General features: G+C 52.9%; 23 protein-coding genes. 18 read left to right on the top strand and 5 right to left on the bottom strand.

Going from position 1 to position 20,562, the window contains the following annotated elements; translation table 11 throughout:
- Positions 1-70: 70 nt before the first annotated feature.
- From pdxB to hisP, 15 genes are all read left to right on the top strand, one after another.
- On the top strand, positions 71-1,207 hold the full coding sequence (pdxB, locus tag ABIE10_RS11430; RefSeq protein WP_016153863.1) for a 4-phosphoerythronate dehydrogenase PdxB: 1,137 nt from the start codon (positions 71-73) through the stop codon (positions 1,205-1,207).
- Positions 1,208-1,274: 67 nt separating this feature from the next.
- Complete coding sequence (locus tag ABIE10_RS11425) at positions 1,275-2,288, top strand: aspartate-semialdehyde dehydrogenase (RefSeq protein WP_131405184.1); 1,014 nt, start codon at positions 1,275-1,277, stop codon at positions 2,286-2,288.
- Positions 2,288-3,100, top strand: a complete 813-nt coding sequence (gene truA / locus ABIE10_RS11420; RefSeq protein WP_016157050.1) for a tRNA pseudouridine(38-40) synthase TruA — start codon at positions 2,288-2,290, stop codon at positions 3,098-3,100. Before ABIE10_RS11425 ends, truA begins: the two co-directional genes overlap by 1 nt.
- 24 nt (positions 3,101-3,124) lie before the next feature.
- Positions 3,125-3,784 carry a DedA family protein gene (locus tag ABIE10_RS11415; protein WP_016153860.1) on the top strand — a complete coding sequence of 220 codons (660 nt, stop codon included), beginning with the start codon at positions 3,125-3,127 and terminating at the stop codon, positions 3,782-3,784.
- A 149-nt stretch (positions 3,785-3,933) separates the two neighbouring features.
- Positions 3,934-4,848 (top strand): acetyl-CoA carboxylase, carboxyltransferase subunit beta, encoded by a 915-nt coding sequence (gene accD / locus ABIE10_RS11410; RefSeq protein ID WP_016153859.1) that lies wholly within the window; start codon positions 3,934-3,936, stop codon positions 4,846-4,848.
- Positions 4,849-5,040: 192 nt separating this feature from the next.
- Positions 5,041-6,309, top strand: coding sequence for a bifunctional tetrahydrofolate synthase/dihydrofolate synthase (folC, locus tag ABIE10_RS11405; protein WP_200051570.1), 1,269 nt, complete (start codon positions 5,041-5,043; stop codon positions 6,307-6,309).
- On the top strand, positions 6,299-6,961 hold the full coding sequence (gene dedD, locus ABIE10_RS11400) for a cell division protein DedD (RefSeq protein WP_016153857.1): 663 nt from the start codon (positions 6,299-6,301) through the stop codon (positions 6,959-6,961). The genes folC and dedD overlap by 11 nt, the downstream gene beginning before the upstream one ends.
- A gap of 221 nt (positions 6,962-7,182) precedes the next feature.
- The gene (cvpA, locus tag ABIE10_RS11395) at positions 7,183-7,671 is read left to right on the top strand and encodes a colicin V production protein (protein ID WP_005129678.1); all 489 of its coding nucleotides are present in this window, start codon (positions 7,183-7,185) and stop codon (positions 7,669-7,671) included.
- Between the two features lie 33 nt (positions 7,672-7,704).
- Positions 7,705-9,222, top strand: a complete 1,518-nt coding sequence (gene purF / locus ABIE10_RS11390; RefSeq protein WP_005129677.1) for an amidophosphoribosyltransferase — start codon at positions 7,705-7,707, stop codon at positions 9,220-9,222.
- A 95-nt stretch (positions 9,223-9,317) separates the two neighbouring features.
- Positions 9,318-9,887, top strand: a complete 570-nt coding sequence (locus ABIE10_RS11385; protein WP_019077299.1) for a UbiX family flavin prenyltransferase — start codon at positions 9,318-9,320, stop codon at positions 9,885-9,887.
- Positions 9,888-10,175: 288 nt separating this feature from the next.
- Positions 10,176-10,958 (top strand): lysine/arginine/ornithine ABC transporter substrate-binding protein ArgT, encoded by a 783-nt coding sequence (gene argT / locus ABIE10_RS11380; protein WP_006683634.1) that lies wholly within the window; start codon positions 10,176-10,178, stop codon positions 10,956-10,958.
- A 247-nt stretch (positions 10,959-11,205) separates the two neighbouring features.
- Positions 11,206-11,988 carry a histidine ABC transporter substrate-binding protein HisJ gene (gene hisJ / locus ABIE10_RS11375; protein ID WP_003028120.1) on the top strand — a complete coding sequence of 261 codons (783 nt, stop codon included), beginning with the start codon at positions 11,206-11,208 and terminating at the stop codon, positions 11,986-11,988.
- A gap of 186 nt (positions 11,989-12,174) precedes the next feature.
- Entirely contained in the window at positions 12,175-12,861 is a 687-nt protein-coding gene (locus ABIE10_RS11370) for a histidine ABC transporter permease HisQ (RefSeq protein WP_016153853.1), read from the top strand.
- Entirely contained in the window at positions 12,858-13,565 is a 708-nt protein-coding gene (gene hisM / locus ABIE10_RS11365) for a histidine ABC transporter permease HisM (RefSeq protein ID WP_003028116.1), read from the top strand. The genes ABIE10_RS11370 and hisM overlap by 4 nt, the downstream gene beginning before the upstream one ends.
- 13 nt (positions 13,566-13,578) lie before the next feature.
- Positions 13,579-14,352 carry a histidine ABC transporter ATP-binding protein HisP gene (hisP, locus tag ABIE10_RS11360; protein ID WP_043017062.1) on the top strand — a complete coding sequence of 258 codons (774 nt, stop codon included), beginning with the start codon at positions 13,579-13,581 and terminating at the stop codon, positions 14,350-14,352.
- Positions 14,353-14,370: 18 nt separating this feature from the next.
- Here the strand turns inward: hisP and ABIE10_RS11355 are convergent, their stop codons facing one another.
- The 4 genes from ABIE10_RS11355 to yfcG form a co-directional block, all read right to left on the bottom strand.
- Positions 14,371-14,901, bottom strand: a complete 531-nt coding sequence (locus ABIE10_RS11355; RefSeq protein WP_072034071.1) for a GNAT family N-acetyltransferase — start codon at positions 14,899-14,901, stop codon at positions 14,371-14,373.
- 71 nt (positions 14,902-14,972) lie between these two features.
- Positions 14,973-15,866: a TIGR01777 family oxidoreductase gene (locus ABIE10_RS11350; RefSeq protein ID WP_429155732.1), complete on the bottom strand. Its 894-nt coding sequence runs from the start codon at positions 15,864-15,866 to the stop codon at positions 14,973-14,975.
- Positions 15,867-15,885: 19 nt separating this feature from the next.
- Positions 15,886-16,248, bottom strand: a complete 363-nt coding sequence (gene folX, locus ABIE10_RS11345) for a dihydroneopterin triphosphate 2'-epimerase (protein ID WP_016153849.1) — start codon at positions 16,246-16,248, stop codon at positions 15,886-15,888.
- Positions 16,249-16,302: 54 nt separating this feature from the next.
- Entirely contained in the window at positions 16,303-16,938 is a 636-nt protein-coding gene (yfcG, locus tag ABIE10_RS11340) for a GSH-dependent disulfide bond oxidoreductase (RefSeq protein ID WP_016153848.1), read from the bottom strand.
- A 134-nt stretch (positions 16,939-17,072) separates the two neighbouring features.
- On the opposite strand from yfcG, the gene yfcF reads away from it, so the two are divergent.
- From yfcF to yfcD, 3 genes are read left to right on the top strand one after another with little or no spacing between them, the layout of a single operon-like run.
- Positions 17,073-17,717, top strand: coding sequence for a glutathione transferase (gene yfcF / locus ABIE10_RS11335; RefSeq protein WP_016153847.1), 645 nt, complete (start codon positions 17,073-17,075; stop codon positions 17,715-17,717).
- 55 nt (positions 17,718-17,772) lie between these two features.
- The gene (gene yfcE / locus ABIE10_RS11330) at positions 17,773-18,324 is read left to right on the top strand and encodes a phosphodiesterase (RefSeq protein WP_016153846.1); all 552 of its coding nucleotides are present in this window, start codon (positions 17,773-17,775) and stop codon (positions 18,322-18,324) included.
- A 56-nt stretch (positions 18,325-18,380) separates the two neighbouring features.
- Positions 18,381-18,935 (top strand): NUDIX hydrolase YfcD, encoded by a 555-nt coding sequence (gene yfcD / locus ABIE10_RS11325; protein WP_006683645.1) that lies wholly within the window; start codon positions 18,381-18,383, stop codon positions 18,933-18,935.
- Positions 18,936-18,991: 56 nt separating this feature from the next.
- On the opposite strand, the gene yfcC is transcribed toward yfcD, so the two are convergent.
- Positions 18,992-20,512 (bottom strand): putative basic amino acid antiporter YfcC, encoded by a 1,521-nt coding sequence (gene yfcC / locus ABIE10_RS11320; RefSeq protein ID WP_016157044.1) that lies wholly within the window; start codon positions 20,510-20,512, stop codon positions 18,992-18,994.
- Positions 20,513-20,562 lie beyond the last annotated feature (50 nt).

Here is a 20,562-nt window from a genome sequence, read left to right as displayed (position 1 = left end):
AGTATGCCTGGCGGCGAGATTATGGCACACTTGCCCGGTTAACTCTCGTTCTCAAACAGGTGCGAAAGACGTGAAAATCCTCGTTGATGAAAATATGCCCTATGCCCGCGAACTGTTCAGTCGTTTGGGGGAGGTCAAAGCGGTTCCCGGTCGCCCGATTCCCGTTGCCGAACTGGATGATGCGGATGCCTTAATGGTGCGCTCGGTGACGAAAGTAAATGAATCACTGCTTAGCGGAAAACCGGTTCAATTTGTCGGCACGGCAACCGCAGGCACGGACCATGTGGATGAAGCTTGGCTTGCGCAGTCGAAGATCGGCTTTTCCGCAGCGCCCGGCTGTAACGCGATTGCGGTCGTAGAATATGTTTTTTCAGCGTTGCTGATGCTGGCGGAGCGCGACGGGTTTGCGTTACGCGATCGTACTGTAGGCATCGTAGGCGTGGGCAATGTGGGCGGACGTTTGCAGGCACGTCTGGAAGCACTGGGGATCCGCACGCTGCTGTGCGATCCGCCGCGAGCCGATCGCGGTGATGAGGGAGATTTCCGCTCGCTGGACGAACTGGTAGAGCAAGCCGATGTGTTGACTTTCCATACGCCGCTGTTTAAAGACGGACCGTACAAAACGCTGCACCTGGCAGATGATGCGCTGATTAGCCGGCTGAAGCCGGGCACCATTGTGATCAACGCCTGCCGCGGGCCAGTCATCGACAATACGGCATTGCTGAACCGATTGAATGCCGGGCAGTCGCTGAGCGTCGTGCTGGATGTCTGGGAAGGGGAGCCGGATCTCAATGTGGCATTGCTGGAGAAAGCCGATATCGGCACGGCGCACATTGCCGGGTATACCCTGGAAGGAAAAGCGCGCGGCACCACGCAGGTCTTTGAGGCTTTTAGCAAGTTTATTGGTCGCGAACAACACGTTGCGCTCAATACCCTGTTACCTGCGCCGGAATTTGGTCGTATCACTCTGCATGGCCCGTTAGATCAGCCAACGCTGAAAAGGCTGGTGCATTTAGTGTATGATGTGCGCCGCGATGATGCGCCGCTGCGTAAAGTCGCTGGAATTCCGGGTGAGTTTGATAAGCTGCGTAAAAATTATCTTGAGCGCCGTGAATGGTCGTCTTTATACGTGATGTGTGACGACGCAACGGCTGCTGCCTTGCTGTGTAAGCTGGGTTTTAACGCTGTTTATCACCCGGCACATTAATGTCTTCTTAATGCTCCCTGTCGAATAATGCGACAGGGACGCTTACGTATTTCTGGAGTAAATCACCATGTCTGAAGGCTGGAATATTGCCATTCTGGGCGCAACGGGCGCCGTAGGCGAAGCCCTGCTCGATACGCTGGCTGAACGCCAGTTCCCGGTCGGTGAAATTTATGCGCTGGCGCGTAATGAAAGCGCGGGTGAGCATCTGCGTTTTAACGGTAAATCGGTCCTTGTTCAGGACGTTGTAGACTTTGACTGGACGCAGGCGCAACTGGCATTTTTTGTTGCGGGCGCTGAAGCCACCGCCGCATGGGTGGAAGAAGCGACCAATGCCGGTTGCCTGGTTATCGACAGCAGTGGCCTGTTCGCGCTTGAGCCGGACGTTCCGCTGGTGGTTCCGGACGTTAACCCGTTCGTACTGGCCGATTACCGCAACCGCAATGTGATTGCGGTCCCTTCCAGCCTGACCAGCCAACTGCTGTCTGCGCTGAAGCCGCTAATTGATGACGGCGGGCTGTCACGTATTACGGTGACCAATATTATTTCTGCTTCCGCTCACGGTAAAAAAGCCGTAGATGCGCTTGCCGGACAGAGCGCGAAACTACTGAACGGCATCCCGATTGACGATGACGATTTCTTTGGCCGTCAGCTGGCGTTCAACATGCTGCCGATGCTGCCGGATCGCGAAGGTAGCGTGCGCGAAGAGCGCCGTATCGTCGATGAAGTGCGCAAAATTATGCAGGACGACGGGCTGCTTATCTCCGCCAGCATCGTGCAGTCGCCGGTATTTTATGGCCACGCACAGATGGTGAATTTTGAAGCTCTGCGTCCGTTGGCGGCGGAAGAAGCACGCGATGCGTTTTCACGCGGTGAGGACGTAGTGTTGTCAGAAGAGACCTATATCCCAACGCAGGTTGGCGATGCGTCAGGTACTCCGCACCTTTCAGTTGGCTGTGTGCATAACGATTATGGGATGCCGGAACAGGTTCAGTTCTGGTCTGTGGCAGACAACGTACGCTTTGGCGGTGCGTTGATGGCGGTGAAAATTGCGGAAAAACTGGTGCAGGAGTACCTGTACTAATGTCTGACCTGCAACAGCCGTCAACCCATAAAATTGCGCTGGGCATAGAGTATGACGGCAGCAAATATTATGGCTGGCAGCGCCAGAACGAAGTGCGTAGCGTTCAGGAAAAACTGGAAAAAGCGCTCTCTCAGGTGGCGAATGAACGCATCACTGTCTTTTGTGCGGGACGCACGGATGCGGGCGTTCATGGCACAGGGCAGGTCGTGCACTTTGAAACGACTGCCCAGCGTAAAGATGCAGCCTGGACACTGGGGGTAAATGCGAATTTACCTGGTGACATTGCTGTGCGCTGGGTGAAAGCTGTACCCGATGATTTCCATGCCCGATTTAGCGCTACGGCTCGCCGTTATCGCTACATCATCTACAATCATCGGTTGCGCCCTGCGGTTTTAGGTAAAGGGGTAACCCATTACTATGAACCGCTGGACGCTGAGCGTATGCATCGTGCGGCCCAGTGTTTGATTGGCGAAAATGATTTTACCTCGTTTCGGGCGGTGCAGTGTCAGTCGCGCACACCGTGGCGTAACGTGATGCACATTAACGTTGAACGTTTTGGTGCATATGTGGTGGTGGATATTAAAGCGAATGCCTTTGTACATCATATGGTCAGGAATATTGTCGGCAGCCTGATGGAAGTAGGCGCCAACAACCAGCCGGAGAGCTGGATAGCAGAACTGCTAGCGGCGAAGGACAGAACGCTGGCAGCGGCAACGGCGAAAGCGGAAGGGCTGTATCTGGTTGCAGTAGATTACCCGGAACGGTTCGACCTGCCAAAACCGCCTATGGGCCCGCTATTTCTGGCGGACTAATTTGAGTCGTATAAAGGCAAAACTATGGACCTGATTTACTTTCTTATCGATTTTATCCTGCACATTGATGTGCATCTGGCGGAGCTGGTTGCGGAATACGGTATCTGGGTATACGCGATTCTGTTTCTGATCCTGTTCTGCGAAACCGGGCTGGTGGTGACGCCGTTCCTGCCGGGAGACTCGCTGCTGTTTGTCGCTGGCGCGCTTTCTGCGCTGCCAACTAACGATCTCAATGTTCATCTGATGGTGATGTTGATGATTGTGGCGGCGATTATCGGCGATGCGGTGAACTACACGATTGGCCGTTTGTTCGGTGAAAAACTCTTCAGTAACCCGAACTCTAAAATTTTCCGTCGCAGTTACCTGGATAAAACCCATGCGTTCTACGAGCGTCATGGCGGCAAAACGATTATCCTCGCGCGTTTCGTACCTATTGTGCGTACATTTGCACCGTTTGTTGCCGGTATGGGACACATGTCCTACCGTCATTTTGCGATGTATAACGTCGCAGGCGCGCTGCTGTGGGTATTGCTGTTCACCTATGCAGGCTATCTGTTCGGCGATCTACCGATCGTTCAGGAAAACCTGAAATTACTGATTGTGGCGATCATCGTCCTTTCCGTATTGCCGGGCATAATTGAAGTGATTCGCCATAAACGCGCTGCGTCACGGGCTGCAAAATAGAAAGTAACTCAGCGGTTCGACCACTTTTTTATCCAAAGTTTCGGGCTGTTATGTTTTAATGTGCAACATTCATGGTCTGTTAGGGGCAAAAATGGCATTATGCGCCCCTTATAACAAAGCTGACTAGGGTTCAGGCAGAAAGGTCACCAATGAGCTGGATTGAACGAATTAAAAGCAACATTACTCCCACCCGCAAGGCAAGCATTCCTGAAGGGGTGTGGACCAAGTGTGATAGCTGCGGTCAGGTTTTATACCGTGCTGAGCTGGAACGTAATCTTGAGGTCTGTCCGAAGTGTGACCATCATATGCGCATGTCGGCGCGCAATCGCCTGCATAGCCTGTTAGATGAAGGTTCTCTTGTGGAACTGGGTAGCGAGCTTGAGCCGAAAGATGTGCTGAAGTTTCGTGACTCCAAAAAGTACAAAGACAGACTGGCTTCTGCGCAGAAAGAAACCGGCGAGAAAGATGCGCTGGTGGTAATGAAAGGCACGCTGCACGGTATGCCGGTCGTTGCTGCTGCATTCGAGTTCGCGTTTATGGGCGGCTCCATGGGCTCTGTGGTCGGCGCGCGTTTTGTCCGTGCCGTTGAGCAGGCGCTGGAAGATAACTGTCCGCTGATCTGCTTCTCCGCTTCTGGCGGGGCGCGTATGCAGGAAGCGCTGATGTCTCTGATGCAGATGGCGAAAACCTCTGCTGCGCTGGCGAAAATGCAGGAACGCGGTTTACCGTATATTTCTGTACTGACCGACCCAACAATGGGCGGTGTTTCTGCTAGCTTCGCGATGCTGGGCGATCTCAACATTGCAGAACCGAAAGCACTGATCGGCTTTGCTGGTCCGCGTGTTATCGAGCAAACCGTACGTGAGAAACTGCCGCCGGGATTCCAGCGTAGCGAGTTCCTGATTGAAAAAGGCGCTATCGATATGATCGTCCGCCGTCCTGAAATGCGCCTGAAACTGGCAAGCATTCTGGCGAAGCTGATGAATCTTCCTACGCCGAATCCGGATGAGCCGCGTGAAGGCGAGGTGGTACCTCCGGTTCCCGATCAGGAATCAGAGGCCTGATAGTTTACTCTATGGGTTTCGGGTTGCAGGCAGGCGATAAGAGAGTTGATCCCGATGAGCTTACACAGGTAAGTGATTCGGGTGAGCGAGCACAGCCAACGCATCTGCAACGTGAAAAACAACGTGTAAAAAAGGGCAGGCCGGTTGGTGCTGCCCTTTTGCTTTTCTCAACGTAAAGAATCTACAGCCATCATGGACAATAAACGTATTCCTCAAGCCGCGTCGCCCCTGGCATCGTGGCTTTCTTATCTGGAAAACCTGCACAGTAAAACCATCGATCTCGGCCTGGAACGCGTAAGTCAGGTGGCGCGCAAACTGGGTGTGTTGAAACCCGCGCCATTTGTTTTTACGGTGGCGGGAACCAACGGGAAAGGCACAACCTGCCGTACGCTGGAATCTGTGCTGACCGCAGCAGGTTATAAAGTTGGCGTTTACAGTTCGCCGCATCTGGTGCGCTACACGGAACGCGTACGCGTGCAGGGGCGTGAACTGCCGGAATCAGCGCATACCGCCTCGTTTGCTGAGATTGAAGACGCGCGTGGCGACATTTCCCTGACTTACTTTGAATACGGCACGTTATCGGCGCTCTGGCTGTTTAAACAGGCCCAACTGGATGTCGTCATCCTGGAAGTTGGGTTAGGCGGTCGCCTTGACGCGACCAATATCGTGGATGCCGATGTTGCGGTGGTCACCAGCATTGCGCTTGACCATACTGACTGGCTGGGCCCGGATCGCGAAAGCATTGGTCGTGAGAAGGCGGGAATTTTCCGTGCAGAGAAACCGGCTATCGTCGGCGAGCCGGAAATGCCTTACACCATCGCCGATGTTGCACAAGAGAGCGGGGCGATTTTGCAACGCTGCGGCGTGGACTGGCGCTATGCGGTCACGGAGAACGACTGGTCCTTTACGGACGATCACGGCACGTTGGCGCACCTGCCGTTGCCGCTGGTCCCGCAACCTAACGCCGCGACCGCACTGGCAGCACTGCGCGCAAGCGGGCTTAACGTCAGCGAGCAGGCCATTCGTGACGGTATTGAACAGGCGATTTTACCGGGGCGCTTCCAGATTGTGAGCGAGTCGCCGCGGGTGATTTTTGATGTTGCCCATAACCCGCATGCGGCGGAGTATCTGACCGGCCGTCTGAAAAAGTTAGTGAAAAGCGGGCGTGTACTTGCGGTTATCGGTATGCTACATGATAAAGATATTGCCGGTACGTTAGCCTGGTTAAAAAGCGTGGTTGACGCCTGGTACTGTGCGCCCCTGGAAGGGCCGCGTGGTGCTACTGCAGAACAACTGCTGGAGCATCTGGGCAAAGGCTACGCCTATGACAGCGTGGCGCAGGCATGGTCTGCGGCGCTAGCTGAGGCGAAGCCAGAAGATACCGTGTTGGTGTGTGGATCGTTTCACACTGTCGCACATGTCATGGAAGTGATAGACGTGGGGAGAAGCGGTGGCGAGTAAGTTTCAGAATCGATTAGTCGGCACAATTGTGCTGGTCGCGCTGGGGGTGATTGTGCTCCCCGGGCTGCTTGACGGGCAGAAAAAGCATTATCAGGATGAGTTTGCGGCGATCCCGCTGGTGCCGAAACCCGGCGATCGCGATGAACCAGACATGATGCCTGCAGCCACGCAGGCGCTGCCGACGCAGCCGCCGGAAGGGGCGGCTGAAGAGGTGCGCGCGGGTGATGCTGCCGCGCCATCGTTGGATCCGTCACGTTTGACGACGGCAAACAGCGCGGAGTTAGATCCTGTCCCCGCGCCTGTAGAACAGCCGAAACCCAAACCGAAGCCGCAGCCGGTTGCCGTCGCTCCGACGCCAGCACCGGCTCCAGCGCCGAAACCGGCCGCGGTGGAACCGCCAGCGCCAACCGGCAAAGCGTACGTTGTACAGCTCGGTGCGCTGAAAAATGCGGATAAGGTCAATGAGATCGTGGGTAAACTTCGTGGCGCGGGCTTCCGGGTATATACTTCCCCGTCAACGCCGGTGCAGGGTAAAATAACCCGTATTCTCGTAGGACCTGACGCCTCCAAAGATAAGCTGAAGAACTCGCTGGGCGAGCTGCAGAAGATCTCCGGTCTGAGCGGCGTAGTGATGGGGTACACCCCTAATTAAGGGATTGCGCTGTTCACGGCGCTGCTCTTAATTCAGGCCGGATAGGGCGTTTTTACCGCTATCCGGCAGTGCCCGAAGAGGCATAAAACGGTATGGCGTTGAAGATTTTTTCAGCGCCATTTTTATTTACGCGTGGAAAGGAAATCCCTACGCAAACGTTTTCTTTTTCTGTTAGAATGCGCCCCGAACAGGACGACAGGGCGTTAAATCGTGGGACACTTATGGTCTGGATTGATTACGCCATTATCGCGGTGATTGGTTTTTCCTGTCTGGTTAGCCTGATCCGTGGCTTTGTTCGTGAAGCATTATCGTTGGTGACTTGGGGTTGTGCTTTCTTTGTCGCCAGCCATTACTACACTTACCTGTCTGTCTGGTTTACGGGCTTTGAAGACGAACTCGTTCGAAATGGGATTGCTATCGCGATACTGTTTATCGCGACACTTATCGTCGGCGCTATCGTTAACTTTGTGATAGGCCAACTGGTAGAGAAAACAGGCCTGTCGGGTACCGACAGGGTGTTGGGGATCTGCTTTGGTGCTCTGCGAGGAGCGCTGATCGTCGCCGCCATACTGTTCTTTCTCGATACCTTTACCGGTCTGTCGAAAAGTGAAGACTGGAGCAAGTCGCAGCTGATCCCGCAGTTCAGTTTCATCATCAGATGGTTCTTTGACTATCTGCAAAGCTCGTCAAGTTTCTTGCCCAAAGTATAAACTTTGGGTTGTTGCTGAACGAGGAAAAGACGTATGTGCGGTATTGTCGGTATCGCCGGTGTTATGCCGGTAAACCAGTCGATTTATGACGCGTTAACGGTGCTCCAGCATCGTGGTCAGGATGCCGCAGGCATCATCACCATTGATGCCAACAACTGCTTCCGCTTGCGTAAAGCAAACGGAATGGTGAGCGATATTTTTGAAGCGCGCCATATGCAGCGTTTGCAGGGCAATATGGGCATCGGTCATGTGCGTTACCCAACGGCTGGCAGCTCCAGCGCCTCCGAAGCTCAACCTTTTTACGTCAACTCACCGTATGGCATCACGCTTGCCCATAATGGCAACCTGACCAATGCGCATGAGCTGCGTAAAAAGCTGTTTGAAGAAAAGCGCCGCCACATCAATACCACTTCAGACTCTGAAATTTTGCTGAATATATTCGCCAGCGAGCTGGATAACTTCCGCCATTATCCGCTGGAAGCCGATAATATTTTTGCTGCTATTGCGGCAACCAACCGCCAGATCCGCGGCGCCTATGCCTGCGTGGCGATGATTATTGGCCACGGTATGGTTGCCTTCCGCGATCCTAACGGTATCCGTCCGCTGGTACTGGGTAAACGCGATATCGGGGATGGTCGTACCGAGTATATGGTGGCCTCCGAGAGCGTGGCGCTGGATACGCTGGGCTTTGAATTCCTGCGCGATGTGGCACCTGGCGAAGCGGTGTATATCACCGAAAAAGGTCAGCTGTTTACTCGCCAGTGTGCCGATAACCCGGTCAGCAATCCGTGCCTGTTTGAATACGTTTACTTCGCGCGTCCTGACTCCTTTATCGACAAGATTTCCGTTTACAGCGCCCGTGTAAATATGGGTACCAAGCTTGGCGAAAAAATTGCTCGCGAGTGGGAAGATCTGGATATTGACGTGGTGATCCCGATTCCGGAAACCTCCTGCGATATTGCGCTGGAAATTGCCCGTATTCTCGGTAAGCCGTACCGTCAGGGTTTTGTGAAAAACCGCTACGTGGGCCGTACCTTTATCATGCCCGGTCAGCAGCTGCGCCGTAAATCCGTGCGCCGTAAGCTGAACGCCAACCGTGCGGAATTCCGTGATAAAAACGTGCTGCTGGTGGATGACTCCATCGTGCGCGGTACCACCTCGGAACAGATTATCGAGATGGCGCGTGAAGCCGGAGCGAAGAAAGTGTATCTGGCCTCTGCGGCCCCGGAAATTCGCTTCCCGAATGTTTATGGTATCGATATGCCTACGGCGACGGAGCTGATTGCTCATGGTCGCGAAGTGGACGAGATTCGCCAGATAATCGGTGCAGACGGTCTTATCTTCCAGGATCTGAACGATCTGATTGAAGCGGTCCGCGCTGAGAACCCGGATATTCAGCAGTTTGAATGTTCAGTGTTTAACGGCGTGTACGTCACCAAAGACGTCGACCAGCAATATCTCGATTTCCTTGACTCCCTGCGTAATGACGATGCCAAAGCAATTTTGCGTCAGAACGAAGCGGAAAACCTCGAGATGCATAACGAAGGGTAATGTTCTGTTGCAGGTCAGGACACATAGAGTGGACTGACTTGCAACTGCGCATAAAAACCTGCAAAGTCAGCCCTGAAGCAAGTAAGGGCGAAAAAATGAAACGACTCATTGTAGGGATTAGCGGTGCCAGTGGCGCGATTTATGGCGTGCGCCTGCTGCAGGTTTTGCGTGACGTTACTGATGTGGAAACCCATCTGGTGATGAGTGCTGCTGCCCGACAGACGCTGGCGCTGGAAACTGACCTCTCTGTACGCGACGTGCAGGCACTGGCGAATGTAAATCACGATACGCGCGATATCGCCGCCAGTATCTCTTCCGGCTCTTTTCAGACCGCCGGAATGGTAATATTACCTTGTTCAATCAAAACGCTTTCAGGCATCGTCCACAGTTACACCGATGGGCTGCTTACCCGTGCGGCAGACGTGGTGTTGAAAGAACGCCGCCCGCTGGTGCTGTGCGTGCGTGAAACGCCGCTGCATCTGGGGCATCTGCGGCTGATGACGCAGGCGGCAGAAATTGGCGCGGTGATTATGCCGCCAGTCCCGGCATTCTATCATCGCCCGCAAACGCTAGATGATGTGATTAATCAAACGGTTAACCGCGTACTCGACCAGTTTGATATCTCCCTTCCACAGGATCTGTTCACCCGCTGGCAAGGGGCGTAAAACCGTTCCATCAGCGTGCAAAGAAACATCCATTGCCCTGTTTCAGGGCAATTTTGTAACCGCGATCATATCCTCAACATTTAATTCGTTAAAACTCAACGAAACGCTGCGGTTCAACCGTCAGACCTGCTATCTTCAAAATCAGGACATTATTGCAACGTTTTATTAACATATTTAACGTCGAATATCCTCATCGACGCGAAAATGGCATAAGACCTGCATGAAAAAGTCTGCAAACACACAACACAACGTAAAACATAATAAAATTACGCCACTTGAGGGTTATGTATGAAGAAGACGGTTCTTGCTTTGTCTTTGCTGGTAGGACTCTCCGCCACCGCGGCCAGCTACGCAGCACTTCCGCAGACGGTTCGTATTGGTACAGATACAACGTACGCACCTTTTTCCTCTAAAGATGCCAAAGGCGACTTTGTCGGCTTTGATATCGATCTGGGAAATGAGATGTGTAAGCGCATGCAGATTAAATGTACCTGGGTAGCCAGCGACTTTGACGCGCTGATCCCGTCGCTGAAAGCGAAAAAAATTGATGCCATCATCTCCTCGCTTTCAATCACTGAGAAGCGTCAGCAAGAGATTGCGTTCTCAGACAAGCTTTACGCAGCAGACTCACGTCTGATCGCCGCGAAAGGTTCCCCAATTCAACCAACTCTTGATTCCCTCAAAGGTAAACATGTTGGCGTACTGCAAGGCTCGACTCAGGAAGCCTATGCTAATGACAACTGGCGCAGCAAAGGCGTAGATGTGGTGGCCTATGCGAACCAGGACCTTATCTATTCTGACCTGACAGCGGGTCGTCTGGACGCGGCGTTGCAGGATGAAGTCGCGGCCAGCGAAGGCTTCCTGAAGCAGCCTGCCGGTAAGGACTACGCTTTTGCTGGTCCGTCGGTGAAAGATAAAAAATACTTTGGTGACGGCACCGGGATTGGCTTGCGCAAAGATGATGCAGAGCTGAAAGCTGCTTTCGATAAAGCGCTGGGCGAACTGCGCAAAGACGGCACCTACGACAAAATGGCGAGCAAGTATTTTAACTTCAATGTCTACGGCGATTAATACGCCGCAGCGGGGAATGGACTGCACCATTGCGGGTAACCATTACGGTGCATAATAAATTCAGTGCACTGTTTTGGTGCTTTTGTCGCTGTCTTAATAAGCATGAGTGCATACTTAAGCGCTTTTCATGCAAATAAATACCGCCGACAGGGTAGAATGCTTTGCCTTGTCGGCCCGATTAATGGCACGATAACTGCACCTGGTCCTGTAAAGATCCCCTATAAAAGACAGTCTGTTGAGGATAGTTATGAAAAAACTGGTGTTGTCTCTTTCTCTGGTCCTGGCTTTCTCCAGTGCTACCGCAGCATTTGCAGCCATTCCGCAAAAAATTCGTATCGGTACCGATCCTACTTATGCGCCGTTCGAATCGAAAAATGCACAGGGTGAATTAGTCGGTTTTGATATCGATCTGGCTAAAGAGCTGTGCAAACGTATCAATACACAATGTACCTTCGTGGAAAACCCGCTGGACGCGCTTATCCCTTCGTTAAAAGCGAAGAAAATCGATGCGATTATGTCCTCGCTTTCCATCACTGAAAAACGTCAGCAGGAAATCGCCTTTACCGACAAGCTTTATGCAGCCGACTCGCGTCTGGTTGTCGCTAAAGATTCTGCTATTCAGCCGACCATTGAGTCGCTGAAAGGTAAACGTGTTGGCGTGCTGCAGGGCACGACTCAGGAAACCTTCGGCAACGAGCACTGGGCGCCAAAAGGCATTGAAATTGTCTCTTATCAGGGGCAAGACAATATCTATTCTGACCTGACTGCCGGGCGTATTGATGCTGCTTTCCAGGATGAAGTCGCAGCCAGCGAAGGCTTCCTGAAACAGCCGGTCGGTAAAGATTACAAATTCGGCGGCCCATCTGTAAAAGACGAGAAGTTATTCGGCGTGGGTACCGGTATGGGGCTTCGCAAAGATGATAACGAACTGCGCGAAGCACTGAACAAAGCCTTTGCCGAGATGCGAGCTGACGGTACTTACGAGAAGCTGGCGAAAAAGTACTTCGATTTTGATGTTTACGGCGGTTAATCACCGCAGGTGCTGATAAAGCCCGTAGATTTTGGACGAGTTGAATTTATGCCTGATGGCGCTGCGCGTATCCGGTCTACAGCGATTTTGTAGGCCGGATAAGGCAAAGCCGCCATCCGGCATTAAACGATTTGTCTGAAATCAAAAGAGGCTTATTACTCCACCACACACGACAGGACAGGCAGCATGTTGTATGGCTTTTCAGGTGTTATTTTACAGGGCGCAATTGTTACGCTGGAGCTGGCACTTAGCTCGGTGGTACTGGCGGTTCTGATAGGCCTTGTCGGCGCGGCAGCAAAGCTGTCGCAAAGCCGGGCGCTGGCGCTTATTTTCGAAGGGTACACAACGCTTATCCGCGGCGTGCCCGATCTGGTCTTAATGCTGCTCATCTTTTACGGATTACAAATCGCGCTGAATACCCTTACCGATGCAATTGGTATCAGCCAGATTGATATCGATCCGATGGTCGCGGGTATTATTACGCTCGGGTTTATCTACGGAGCCTATTTTACCGAAACATTTCGTGGCGCATTTATGGCCGTGCCAAAAGGACATATTGAAGCCGCGACGGCATTCGGTTTTACCAGTTCACAAATATTTCGCCGTATTATGTTCCCGGCGATGATGCGCTATGCCTTACCGGGAATTGGCAACAACTGGCAGGTCATTCTTAAGGCCACAGCGTTGGTATCGTTGCTCGGCCTGGAAGACGTAGTGAAAGCCACTCAGCTTGCCGGAAAAAGTACCTGGGAGCCGTTCTATTTTGCCGTAGTGTGCGGGGTCATCTATCTGGTGTTTACCACTGTTTCTAATGGTGTGCTGCTGTACCTTGAGCGCCGCTATTCCGTGGGTGTGAAGAGGGCTGACCTGTGATTGAGATTATTCAGGAATACTGGAAGTCCCTGCTGTGGACCGACGGGTATCGCTACACCGGCGTGGCTATCACCCTGTGGCTTCTGATTTCGTCGGTGGTGATGGGTGGGATACTGGCGCTGTTTTTGGCAATTGGTCGTGTTTCCAGTAATAAATTTATCCAGTTTCCCATCTGGCTGTTCACCTATATTTTTCGTGGGACGCCGCTGTACGTCCAGTTGCTGGTGTTTTATTCCGGGATGTATACGCTGGAGATAGTCAAAGGCACGGACTTCCTCAACGCGTTTTTCCGCAGTGGGCTAAATTGCACCGTGCTGGCGCTGACGCTGAATACCTGCGCCTATACCACGGAGATTTTCGCCGGGGCTATTCGTTCCGTACCCCATGGTGAGATTGAAGCCGCGCGCGCTTACGGTTTCTCGTCATTTAAACTGTATCGCTGCATTATTTTGCCTTCCGCGCTGCGTATTGCGCTGCCGGCTTACAGCAATGAAGTTATTTTAATGCTGCACTCCACGGCGCTGGCGTTTACCGCAACGGTGCCTGATTTGTTGAAAATCGCCCGCGATATCAACTCGGCAACGTATCAGCCGTTTACCGCCTTCGGTATTGCCGCTGTTCTGTATTTGATTATTTCGTATGTCCTGATCAGTCTGTTCCGCAAAGCGGAAAAACGCTGGTTGCAGCATGTATCCTCTAAATGATTCGAGTAACACGATGTCTGAAAATAAATTAAACGTTATCGATTTACATAAGCACTACGGCGAACATGAAGTGCTGAAAGGGGTATCGCTGCAGGCCAATGCGGGTGATGTTATCAGTATTATTGGCTCGTCAGGTTCCGGTAAAAGTACCTTCCTGCGCTGCATTAACTTTCTCGAGAAACCGAGCGCCGGGTCGATTGTGGTGAGTGGTCAGAACATTGGTCTGGTACGCGACAAAGACGGCCAGCTTAAGGTTGCAGACAAAAATCAGCTGCGCTTGCTGCGCACGCGACTGACGATGGTCTTTCAGCACTTTAATCTGTGGAGCCACATGACGGTGCTGGAAAACGTGATGGAAGCGCCGATCCAGGTGTTGGGGCTGAGCAAGCAGGAAGCTCGCGAACGTGCGGTGAAGTATCTGGCGAAAGTGGGTATTGATGAGCGCGCTCAGGGCAAATATCCGGTGCATCTGTCCGGTGGTCAGCAGCAGCGTGTCTCCATTGCTCGTGCGCTGGCGATGGAACCGGAAGTGTTGCTGTTTGATGAACCCACGTCGGCACTTGACCCGGAGCTGGTGGGCGAAGTGCTGCGCATTATGCAACAACTGGCCGAAGAGGGAAAAACCATGGTGGTCGTGACCCACGAAATGGGGTTTGCCCGTCATGTCTCCACGCACGTGATTTTCCTGCATCAAGGGAAGATTGAAGAAGAGGGCGATCCGGAGCAGGTATTTGGTAATCCGCAAAGTCCGCGTTTGCAGCAGTTCCTCAAAGGTTCGTTGAAGTAAGTCACCTGCCCGGAGGCGCTACGCTTTCCGGGCCTGGGATTTTAGCGCGTCGCACTCCAGACGATAAACCCAGTCGTCGTAGGCGATACCATCAATCTCATACGCCTTTTCCAGCACCTGCGTACGCACGAACCCCGTTTTTTCCAGAATCCGTATTGAGCCCTTATTATCCGCCAGTGCGTAAGCATTTATCGCCGTGACCGCCGCGTGCTCGAAGGCGTACTGGCACACCGCGCGTACGGCTTCGCTGGCAATACCTTTCCCCTGCGCCTGTGGCATGATGGCGTAGCCGATGTCGGCTTCGTGCGGGTAGAGATGGCTGATTTGCAGACCAATATCGCCGAGCGGCGTCGGGTTGTTGTGCTCGCGGATGACAAAAGTGTGCTGTGCGGCAAGGCGTCTGGCGAATAACAGACGCGTATCTTTCGCCGGGGCGATGTTGCCCATATAGCGCATGACTTCAGGACATTCACGTAGTTTCTGGAAAAATGACCAGTCAGAAAACTGAAACAAAGAGAGGGTAAGTCGGGGAGTCGAAATTATCGCCATAACGTCGCCATTGCAGAAATCTGGCCTATAACCTTACCACCACAACGGCGACCGTGAATAGCGCTTAGGGGTTATCGGATGACATCCGCCAGCGCTTCTTCTAAATCGTACCAGCGAAACGCGAAACCGGAGGCTTCCAGGCGTTTTGGCAACGCTCGCTGCCCGCCGAGAACCAGCACTGAAGATTCGCCCATCAGCAACCGCATTGCGGTGGCGGGAACGCGCAGAATGGCAGGACGGTTCAGGGCGTGGCCCAGCGCGTGGGCAAACTGCTCATTGTGCACCGGGTACGGTGAAACCATATTGAAGGGACCGCGCAGATCGTTATCCAGCAGCCAGAGAATTCCGTTGACCATATCATCAATATGGATCCAGGCCATATACTGGCGTCCGTTGCCAATTGGTCCGCCTAAGCCAAGACGAAACGGCGGGACCATTTTCGCCAGAATGCCGCCAGCAGAGGACAGTACCACGCCGGTGCGCAGCATACACACGCGGGTTTTGTCGCTTTGCGCGGTGCTGGCAATCTGCTCCCAGCGGGCGCACAGCTTATGGGTAAATTCGTTATGCGGCGGCTCTTCTTCTGTGACCACCACTTCGCCTAAATCGCCGTAGTAACCGGTAGCGGAACCGGAAATTAGCACTGCGGGCGGTGTCTCGCTGGCATTGATTAAATCGACCAGCTTCTGCGTGATGACCCAGCGGCTCTGACACAGGCGTTCCTTTTGCTGGGCACTCCAGCGCTTGTCCGCAATCGGCTCTCCGGCAAGGTTAATGACGGCATCAATGTCATTGAGATTTTGCCGCTCTTCCAGCCCTTTGGACAGCGTAACCCGGGAGTCGAGAATCTGACGCGCCTTATCAGGAGAACGGGTCACTACGGTTATCTGATGCCCCAGTTCCAGCAAGCGGGGGATCAGATGACGTCCAATCAGGCCAGTACCGCCGGTAATCAGAATCTGCATGTCGCCTCCCGGGTTATGTTTAGCGCTGCCAGCTCAGCGTCATAGAGACTGAGTCGGCGTAACGTAATGCGTGAAGTTTATCTATCTCTACTTGAGCATAAGTGACCCAGTGATGTTCGCGTGCGATATCGAGCACATCTTGAGTTAATTTTTCTAACAATGAGAAGCGGTTACCCTCCACGTGGGCAATGATGCTCTTGGTGATAGTGCGATAATTCAGCGCGTCGTTGATATCTTCGCTGGTACGGGCTTTGTCTGCCGGATAGTGAATGGCAATGTTGATGACGATATCCTGGCGGTTAAGGATCTCCTCTTCTTTGATGCCGATAAAAGTGCGCAGACGAAGGTTTTTTATACGAATAATTGCGTCAGGTTGTGACATTGCAGGTTTCCTCCATGTATGAACCTTTGCATGATACACGAGAACCGAATCGCGTCACCGCTTCTCACTTTGTGCTTGTTGCATGGCGCGTTCCGTTGCGGGACGCGTACGGATGCGTTCATGCCAGTTATTGACCGCCGGGTAGTTGTCGAGGTCGATGCGCTGACGCTGATGGGCGTGGATCCACGGCCAGCAGGCAATGTCGGCAATGCTGTAGTGATCGCCTCCCAGCCAGGGGGACGTTTCCAGACGTTTATTCATCACGTTGTACAGGCGCTGGGTTTCAACCTGGTATCTTTCAATGGCGTAGGGAATCGTTTGTGGGGCGTAGTGGCTAAAATGATGATTCTGACCCAGCATGGGGCCGAGGCCGCTGACCTGCCAGAACAACCACTGCAGTGTAGTGTGGCGTTCACGTAACTCACCGCTCAGCAGCTTACCGCTCTTTTCTGCCAGATAGAGTAAAATTTCTCCGGACTCAAACAGGCTGATGGGCTTTCCGCCGTCTACCGGGGCACTGTCGATAATGGCCGGGATTTTATTGTTTGGTGAGATTTGCAGAAAATCAGGGTGAAACTGGCTACCTTTGCTGATATCGACATGAATCAGACGGTATTGCAGCTGCGCCTCTTCAAGAAACAGCGTTATTTTGTGACCGTTTGGCGATGGAGTGTAATAGAGATCGATCATTTTCAGCGTCCGTTTTGTCATGAACCGGGTCATAACAAGTATAGAGCCTGTTGGCGTGCGTGAGTTTTCATCAAGTGACAGTGAGAGAAAGACTCTATATTTTGAAGGCAAGCCAATACATTTCAGAGGACATTATGAGCAAATCTGCAATTACGCTGTGGTCAGATGCCAATTTTTTCTCCCCTTACGTGCTGTCTGTTTATGTCGCTCTGCAAGAGAAAGGACTGCCTTTTACGCTGAAAACCGTTGATCTCAACAGCGGCGAACACTTGCAACCTTCATGGCAAGGGTATGCGTTAACGCGGCGCGTGCCGGTGCTTGAAATCGACGGTTTCGAGCTGAGCGAATCATCAGCGATTACTGAGTTCCTGGAAGAGAGTTTTGCGCCGCCGCAGTGGGAGCGAATCTACCCACACGATGTGCAAAAGCGCGCGCGGGCGCGCCAGGTTCAGGCGTGGATCCGCAGCGATCTGATGCCTATCCGTGAAGAACGCTCAACGGACGTAGTTTTTGCTGGCGTGAAGAAAGGTCCGTTAAGCGAAGCGGGAAAAGTCAGTGCGGAGAAATTGTTCGCCACTGCGAGCCATTTATTGAGCCACGGGAAGCAGAATTTATTTGGCGAATGGTGTATTGCCGACTGCGATTTAGCGCTAATGCTGAATCGTCTGGTCCTTAACGGCGATGAGGTTCCCGAAGCGCTTGCAGAATATGCCGCCTTCCAGTGGCAGCGCGCTTCAGTCCAGCGTTTTATCGCGCTTTCAGCGAAGCGTTCCTGCTGAAAAACGGGGCGTAATCCAGTATCATTACAGGGTACTTTTCAACGAGGAGTGAGTGATGAAACTGATGTTCGCATCGGACATTCATGGTTCGTTGCCAGCCACGGAACGCGTACTTGAACGGTTTGCCGCAAGCGGTGCGCAATGGCTGGTGATATTGGGTGATGTTTTAAACCACGGACCGCGTAATGCGCTCCCGGAAGGCTATGCGCCTGCGCAGGTTGCTGAGCGGTTGAATGCGCTGGCAGCGCGGATTATCGCGGTGCGTGGCAATTGTGACAGCGAAGTGGATCAGATGCTTCTGCATTTTCCGATGACCGCGCCGTGGCAGCAAATTCTGACAGAAAACCAGCGACTCTTTTTGACGCACGGGCATCTTTTTGGCCCGCAAAATATGCCGGCACTCAACGTGGGAGATGTACTGGTTTATGGGCATACACATTTGCCCGTCGCTGAGCGTCAAGGGGATGTTTACCACTTCAATCCCGGCTCGGTAAGCATCCCGAAAGGGGGCTTTGCGGCAAGTTACGGGATTCTGGATGATAATGTTCTCAGCGTAATGGCACTCAATGATCAAAGTGTTATTGCACAGGTCGAGATTAATCCGTAATTTACCCCACAAACATAAACGCGCCGTAAGAGCGCAAGAAAAAAGAAGGTTTCCTGATGGTGGAACAGCGTCGTTTGGCAAGTACGGAATGGGTGGATATTGTGAATGAAGACAACGAAGTCATTGCACAATCCAGCCGGGAACAAATGCGGGCGCAACGCTTACGCCATCGTGCAACGTATATCGTCGTGCATGATGGTATGGGCAAAATTCTGGTTCAGCGTCGTACTGAGACAAAAGATTTTTTGCCCGGCATGCTGGATGCCACCGCTGGCGGTGTTGTGCAGGCTGACGAGCAACTACTGGATTCAGCGCGCCGTGAAGCGGAAGAGGAACTGGGGATTGCGGGCGTGCCGTTTGCCGAGCATGGGCAGTTTTATTTTGAAGACCAGAACTGTCGCGTATGGGGCGGGCTGTTTAGCTGTGTTTCCCACGGACCGTTTGCGCTTCAGGAAGAAGAGGTTAGTGAAGTTTGCTGGCTGACGCCGGAAGAAATTACCGCGCGCTGCGACGAATTTACGCCGGACTCACTGAAAGCCCTGGCGCTGTGGATGACCCGCAACGCTAAGAATGAAGGGGCGAAAGCCGAAAAGCAGGAAGAAGCTGAGTAAAATCTGCTCATCCGGCCTACAGCGTCGAGAAATCGTGTAGGCCGGGCAATCGTTTTTTAATGGTAACCCATTATCTGCGCGCCAATTACCACCACGCTGGACATAATAAACAGCAGTCCCAACAGCGTGGCGCCTACCTTCAGCCAGTTACGAAAATCCACCCGACACACGCCTAACGTTGCCATCAGCGATGCCGATGTAGGATAGATAATATGACTGAATCCGTCGCCAAACTGGAAGGCCAGTACGGTGACCTGACGGTTTACGCCAACCAGATCGCCTAAGGGTGCTAATAACGGCATGGTCAATGCAGCCTGACCAGAGCCGGAAGTCACGAAGAAATTAAACACCGCCTGGAACAGCAGCATAAACCACGCCGCGATGGCGTTATCCAGCCCGCTGATGCCGTTGGCAATGCTGTGCAGCAGCGTGTTCAACACGCTGGCTTCCCCCGCTTCTCCATTACCGACCAGCAGTAATATGCCCTTGGCAAAACCGACCAGCAGGGCAGGGGCAATCATCATTCGTGCGCCCTCGGTGAATGAGGAGGCCATGATGTTGACCGTCATGCCGTTGAGACGAAAGACCACGCCGATGATGCCAATTACCAGGCCCATGGTGAAGAACTGACTGGCGATCTCAGGAATAAACCACGCGTTGACGATCACGCCCCAGACAACCCAAATCATTACCGCAGTCAGCACCAGCAGCACCAGCCAGTCGCCCAGCGTGAAGCGTCGTTCCACAACGTCGTCCTGCTGTTCGCGAAAGAAACGGTCGGATTCATGTACCCGGGACAAAAGCGGATTCTTTTTGATGCGCGCCGCATAGGCCAGCGTGAAGGTCAGCCCTATCAGGGTCGCAACCACCCACACAATGATACGCAGACCGGAACCAGAGAGCACCGGCACGCCCGCAATCCCCTGTGCGACGACCACGCAAAACGGGTTCATCCATGAGCTGGCGAATCCAATTTGAGTCGCAATATAGGTGACCAGAACGGTGGTGATACTGTCGTAGCCTAACCGTACCATTAACGGTGCGATAATAATGGCAAAGGCGACCGCCTCTTCTCCCATGCCAAACACCGCGCCGCCTAATGAGAAGAGAACAAACAGCACCGGGATAAACAGGACTTCGTTTCCTCGCGTATGGCGGATGAGCGCCAGGATGCCGTTATCGATGGTTCCGGTACGCATAACGATGCCGAATGCACCGCCAATCACCAGCATAAACATAATAATGCCGACGGCAGTGCCGAATTTAGAGCCGGAGGTTAACCCTTCAAACGGAAAATTCATCAGGCCAGGGCGCTCATCACCGGTGGTGAAAAACTGCACCCGGTGATACTGCTCTTCGCCCGCGTCGTTGGTCAGAATTCGAAAAGAGTGGGGGTCGACCACCTTACGGGTTTTGGTTTGTCCATCAACCTGATACTGCACTTCCTGACTGTCGAACATCCCGACGGGAACAACCCATGTCGCCAGACTGGTTAAAATGGCAACGAAAAAAATAATCACCAACGTATCGGGCATCGCCCATTTTTTAGCTGGCTGTGTTTCTGTTACTGCTGACATGAAAGACTATCCCTGTTGCAATGCAAAAGAGGATAAGTATGCAAACAGGA

The sequence above is a fragment of the Citrobacter sp. 506 genome (genome assembly GCF_050434985.1).
GTDB lineage: Bacteria > Pseudomonadota > Gammaproteobacteria > Enterobacterales > Enterobacteriaceae > Citrobacter > Citrobacter braakii.
Note: the sequence above shows the minus strand (reverse complement) of the source record. Positions and strands in the feature narration are given on the sequence as shown.

Coding starts and splice junctions, on each gene's coding strand:
- ABIE10_RS11350 (WP_429155732.1), bottom strand. CDS start 15,866: ATGCAGATTCTGATTACCGGCGGTACTGGCCTGATTGGACGTCATCTG.
- hisP (WP_043017062.1), top strand. CDS start 13,579: ATGTCTGAAAATAAATTAAACGTTATCGATTTACATAAGCACTACGGC.
- ABIE10_RS11385 (WP_019077299.1), top strand. CDS start 9,318: ATGAAACGACTCATTGTAGGGATTAGCGGTGCCAGTGGCGCGATTTAT.
- accD (WP_016153859.1), top strand. CDS start 3,934: ATGAGCTGGATTGAACGAATTAAAAGCAACATTACTCCCACCCGCAAG.
- ABIE10_RS11370 (WP_016153853.1), top strand. CDS start 12,175: ATGTTGTATGGCTTTTCAGGTGTTATTTTACAGGGCGCAATTGTTACG.
- yfcC (WP_016157044.1), bottom strand. CDS start 20,512: ATGTCAGCAGTAACAGAAACACAGCCAGCTAAAAAATGGGCGATGCCC.
- ABIE10_RS11355 (WP_072034071.1), bottom strand. CDS start 14,901: ATGGCGATAATTTCGACTCCCCGACTTACCCTCTCTTTGTTTCAGTTT.
- folC (WP_200051570.1), top strand. CDS start 5,041: ATGGACAATAAACGTATTCCTCAAGCCGCGTCGCCCCTGGCATCGTGG.
- yfcD (WP_006683645.1), top strand. CDS start 18,381: ATGGTGGAACAGCGTCGTTTGGCAAGTACGGAATGGGTGGATATTGTG.
- truA (WP_016157050.1), top strand. CDS start 2,288: ATGTCTGACCTGCAACAGCCGTCAACCCATAAAATTGCGCTGGGCATA.
- ABIE10_RS11415 (WP_016153860.1), top strand. CDS start 3,125: ATGGACCTGATTTACTTTCTTATCGATTTTATCCTGCACATTGATGTG.
- ABIE10_RS11425 (WP_131405184.1), top strand. CDS start 1,275: ATGTCTGAAGGCTGGAATATTGCCATTCTGGGCGCAACGGGCGCCGTA.
- yfcF (WP_016153847.1), top strand. CDS start 17,073: ATGAGCAAATCTGCAATTACGCTGTGGTCAGATGCCAATTTTTTCTCC.
- folX (WP_016153849.1), bottom strand. CDS start 16,248: ATGTCACAACCTGACGCAATTATTCGTATAAAAAACCTTCGTCTGCGC.
- cvpA (WP_005129678.1), top strand. CDS start 7,183: ATGGTCTGGATTGATTACGCCATTATCGCGGTGATTGGTTTTTCCTGT.
- purF (WP_005129677.1), top strand. CDS start 7,705: ATGTGCGGTATTGTCGGTATCGCCGGTGTTATGCCGGTAAACCAGTCG.
- yfcE (WP_016153846.1), top strand. CDS start 17,773: ATGAAACTGATGTTCGCATCGGACATTCATGGTTCGTTGCCAGCCACG.
- argT (WP_006683634.1), top strand. CDS start 10,176: ATGAAGAAGACGGTTCTTGCTTTGTCTTTGCTGGTAGGACTCTCCGCC.
- hisJ (WP_003028120.1), top strand. CDS start 11,206: ATGAAAAAACTGGTGTTGTCTCTTTCTCTGGTCCTGGCTTTCTCCAGT.
- yfcG (WP_016153848.1), bottom strand. CDS start 16,938: ATGATCGATCTCTATTACACTCCATCGCCAAACGGTCACAAAATAACG.